Source organism: Wolbachia endosymbiont of Tuta absoluta, assembly GCF_059414725.1.
On the sequence record NZ_JBNRJY010000235.1, the window covers coordinates 1 to 4,120 of the forward strand.

Annotated in this window: 6 protein-coding genes; 4 read left to right on the forward strand and 2 right to left on the reverse strand. The window is 35.2% G+C overall.

The features are described 5' to 3' along the window. Nucleotides 1-117: ankyrin repeat domain-containing protein (locus ACJ5GX_RS02625; RefSeq protein WP_495292673.1), on the reverse strand; the 117-nt coding region annotated here is incomplete at its 3' end. A gap of 253 nt (nt 118-370) precedes the next feature. Then, nucleotides 371-895: a gamma carbonic anhydrase family protein gene (locus tag ACJ5GX_RS02630; RefSeq protein WP_007302594.1), complete on the reverse strand. Its 525-nt coding sequence runs from the start codon at nt 893-895 to the stop codon at nt 371-373. A gap of 116 nt (nt 896-1,011) precedes the next feature. On the opposite strand from ACJ5GX_RS02630, the gene secG reads away from it, so the two are divergent. From secG to ACJ5GX_RS02650, 4 genes are read left to right on the forward strand one after another with little or no spacing between them, the layout of a single operon-like run. Then, nucleotides 1,012-1,332, forward strand: a complete 321-nt coding sequence (gene secG, locus ACJ5GX_RS02635; RefSeq protein ID WP_007302593.1) for a preprotein translocase subunit SecG — start codon at nt 1,012-1,014, stop codon at nt 1,330-1,332. Next, nucleotides 1,332-2,939: a CTP synthase gene (gene pyrG / locus ACJ5GX_RS02640; protein WP_052265041.1), complete on the forward strand. Its 1,608-nt coding sequence runs from the start codon at nt 1,332-1,334 to the stop codon at nt 2,937-2,939. The genes secG and pyrG overlap by 1 nt, the downstream gene beginning before the upstream one ends. A gap of 38 nt (nt 2,940-2,977) precedes the next feature. Next, nucleotides 2,978-3,271: a hypothetical protein gene (locus ACJ5GX_RS02645; RefSeq protein WP_007302591.1), complete on the forward strand. Its 294-nt coding sequence runs from the start codon at nt 2,978-2,980 to the stop codon at nt 3,269-3,271. A 17-nt stretch (nt 3,272-3,288) separates the two neighbouring features. Next, nucleotides 3,289-3,696 (forward strand): nucleoside deaminase, encoded by a 408-nt coding sequence (locus ACJ5GX_RS02650; RefSeq protein WP_010404879.1) that lies wholly within the window; start codon nt 3,289-3,291, stop codon nt 3,694-3,696. Nucleotides 3,697-4,120: the final 424 nt, after the last annotated feature.

The window sequence follows — 4,120 nt, forward strand, 5'->3', positions numbered from 1 at the left end:
TATACCCAATTCCCCAACGTCAGCAGCTAAATGTAATGGAGTCATACCACAATTGTCTTTAGCGTCAATATTAGCATACCTTTTGATTAGATATTCCACCATATCTAGATCGATCATGTAAACTTCTATCTTAATTCAAATAATACTATATCTCTTTTTCTAACGTCAGCACCGATAAAATTTGCAGCTAAATTATCAGGTACTCCAACAGAAACAAACTGGCCAATAAAGGATATTCTAGTCAGAGGTAGTTTTATTAATCAGCATATTCCTAGAGTTGAAGAAGCTTATATTGATAAGCATTCTATAGTTGAAGAAGCTTTTGAAGTAGTTAACGTAGAATGTGCATCAGAGCTGAAGATTTCTCAACCTAGCATATAGCCTTATATTCTTTCATCAGCATGATATAATTTTGTGCAGATTGTGTAATATGTTTTATTTCCTCATCTGACATTTTTTTGAAGAATTGTGCTGGCCTGCCAGCCCATACTTCACCACTTTTTATCACTTTTCCATGTGTCACCAGTGAGCCAGCAGCTACCATAGCTCCAGACTCCACAATCGCATGATCCATTATGATAGAGCCCATACCAATAAATGCTTTATCATGCACCGTGCATGCGTGTAATACGCAAAAATGTCCTACCGTCACCATACTACCAATAATCGTATCACCACCTGGGTTTCTATCTACATGAATTACAGTGCCATCTTGAATATTCGTTCCATCGCCTATTTTGATTGATCCAACATCTCCTCTGATCACACAATTAAACCAGATACTCGCATTCCTTCCTATTTCAACGTTACCTATGATACGCACACCATCTGCGATAAAAGAACTTTCATCCATTTTTGGTTCATAATCTTTGTATTTTAAAATTTGATAGCTCATAATTTAAATAAGGTTTAATACATACTTGGGTTCCAGTAGTCAAGTTACTCGGGTAAAGATATTCTTGACTTATGATCCTTATGCTCCTAAAATCTTTATTTTTAGCTCTATTCATAATGTCAGTAACAGTACTTAGTGTACTTCAAATAATATTAGTTGTTGTATTGGTAATTTTAGTGCTCCTGCAGCCACCTGGAAGTAGTTCATTAAGTGGCTTTAGTAATTCACAACAGGGAATGAATTCAATAATTCCGGTAAAGTCTTCTGAAAATCCACTCAGTAGAATAACTTCTATAGTTGCTGGGCTGTTCATTATAAATACACTGTTACTATCAGGATTATGTTCAAAAGATGTACATAAAAAATCAATTGCAGAGAAGATTATATCAGAAAAGAAGCAAGAAGGCCAATCAACTTCTGTTCCATTTGAAAATTAATGAAAGAAACCAAGTTTATCTTTGTTACAGGTGGAGTTGTTTCATCACTTGGTAAGGGTTTAGTTGCTTCAAGTGTGGGAGCACTTCTTCAAGCTCATGGATTCAATGTTCGCATCAGAAAGCTTGACCCATATCTCAACATTGATCCTGGAACAATGAGCCCAGCTCAGCACGGGGAAGTATTTGTTACTGAGGATGGTGCTGAAACTGATTTAGACCTTGGACATTACGAGCGTTTTACTAAAATTAAAGCAACCAAGGACGACAATATAACAACTGGTAAAGTATATAATAAATTATTAAAGAAGGAAAGGTGTGGTGATTATCTAGGCAAAACTGTGCAAATCATTCCTCATGTGACAGATTTAATCAAATCTTTCATTTTTAATGGTACAGAAGATTTAGATTTTGTAATATGCGAAATAGGCGGAACCGTAGGTGATATTGAAAGCCAACCGTTTTTGGAAGCTATACGCCAAGTTAATTATAAACTAGGAAAGCAAAAAGTTATCCTTATTCACTTAACTTTAATACCATATCTCACTGCAGCACAAGAATTAAAGACAAAACCGACACAGCATTCAGTTCGAGAGTTAAACTCTGCGGGGTTACAACCAGATATTATATTATGTCGCAGTGAAAAAGAAATTTCCGATAATCAAAAAGAAAAGATAGCCAATCTTTGCAATGTTTCTTTATCTAACGTAATACCTGCTCCTGATGTAAACCATATATACGAGTTACCGTCCTTGTATAATCAATGTGGGCTCGGGACACAAATTTTGGATCACTTTCACTTAAGTAAGCCAAAACCAAGCTTACCTGAATGGGACCAAATAGTACACTCTATGAAACATCCAACACAAGAAGTTATCGTTTCCATAGTAGGAAAATATACTGAATTTCCTGACGCATATAAATCACTGATTGAAGCATTAAACCATGGTGCAATTAGTAATAAAGCTAGAGTGAAGATAAATTGGGTCAACTCAAGAGAAGAGAATGGAAAATCTATAGATGCAAAGTTTATCAGAGAAAAATTACAAAGCTCTAATTCAGTCCTTGTTCCAGGAGGATTTGGTGATAATGGAATAGAAGGTAAAATATTAGCAATAAACTATGCCCGTGTAAATAACATTCCTTTTTTAGGAATATGTCTTGGTATGCAGCTTGCAGTGATTGAATTTGCTCGTAACGTTATTAAGCTTGAAGATGTACACTCTGAAGAATTTTATACTTGCAAACACCCAATCATCAAGCTCGCTGATGGTAAGAACGTTGATCTTGGTGGAACCATGAGACTTGGAACATACAAGTGTAATGTAAATCCAAATTCAAAAATGGCAAATGTGTATAGTAGTGTCACTATTTCAGAAAGACACAGACACAGATATATAGTTAATTTAGATTATAAAAATAACTTAGAAGAGAATGGAATGATATGCAGTGGTATATCAGAAGATAAAACATGCATAGAGGCAGTGGAGCTAAAAAATCACTCATGGTTTATTGGTGTGCAATTTCATCCAGAATTTCAATCAAGACCATTTTCTCCTCATCCTCTCTTTACATCATTTATTAAGGCAACTATTGACAATAGAGTTTAATAGAACTTAATAAACTCTATTCTAATAGAGAGGTAAAAATGTTACTAAGAAATAGTAAAGATAGCATTACATATGGATCTGCGACCTTCGAGGAATTGAATAGGCATGTAGAACAAATAATATATAAATTAGAGGAGGATCAAATTATAGAGGATATAATGGAAGAAGTAGTTGTAGCTATAAACGAACTAAAATCGGTAGAAGAAATAAAAAAATATTTAAAGCGAGAAATAGATAGCCTTGTAAAAAGGACAATAGTCCTTAGTGAATTCTATAACCTAGAAAAAATAGAAAAGCCAAGAAAAGAAAATTATATTTACCCAAGCACCTAATGTTTAAGTACCAATACATGGAACTTGCCATAGAGCAAGCAAAACTTGCTCAGAAAGATGGCGAAGTGCCAATAGGCGCTGTAATAGTTAATGGAAACAATATCATCTCCTCTGCACACAATATATCTAATGATCCAACTGCACATGCAGAAATGTTAACAATTAGACAAGCATTTTCAACTTCCACGCTTTATGAAGCTGAAATGTACGTAACGTTAGAGCCGTGCCCGATGTGCGCTCAAGCTATCTCTTTTGCAAAAATTAAACGTCTGTACTTCGGGGCTTACAATCCCAAAGGTGGAGGAGTTGAAAACGGCACTAGAATATTTCAATTCTGTAACCACATACCTGAAGTTTATGGTGGAATATTAGAAACAAAATGTTCTCTTTTGTTAAAAGATTTCTTTGAGAAATTGAGAACTTAGGGGAGTGGTTTAAGAAATGATAGATAGGAGATTATGAAAGCAAAAAAAGGCAAAATTTATATGCCTCTTCCAAATAAAACAACATAAATTGACTACTGGATAAGTTTAAGAGGAGTGATGATGAGGCCAGTAGGCCGAGTGACGACTGTGAGGAAAAGGGTAGCTACCCGCCTGGTCGGGAGTTGTGACCAGGGGAACGACTGTTCCAACCGGACATGTTTAGAAGTTGTATATTATAGCGATCGATCTGAATACGGCAACTAGGAGTGCTGTGGCCTTTACAAAATTTTGACAGCTTTGTTACTTTGATAGTGAAGATATTCTAGAGCTCGAAATCTATCTTCGTCTGCAGACTTTTCAACTTCATTAATTTATAATCTCTAGTTAAAGTATATTGGTATAGATAACTTCTATCATAGCTATA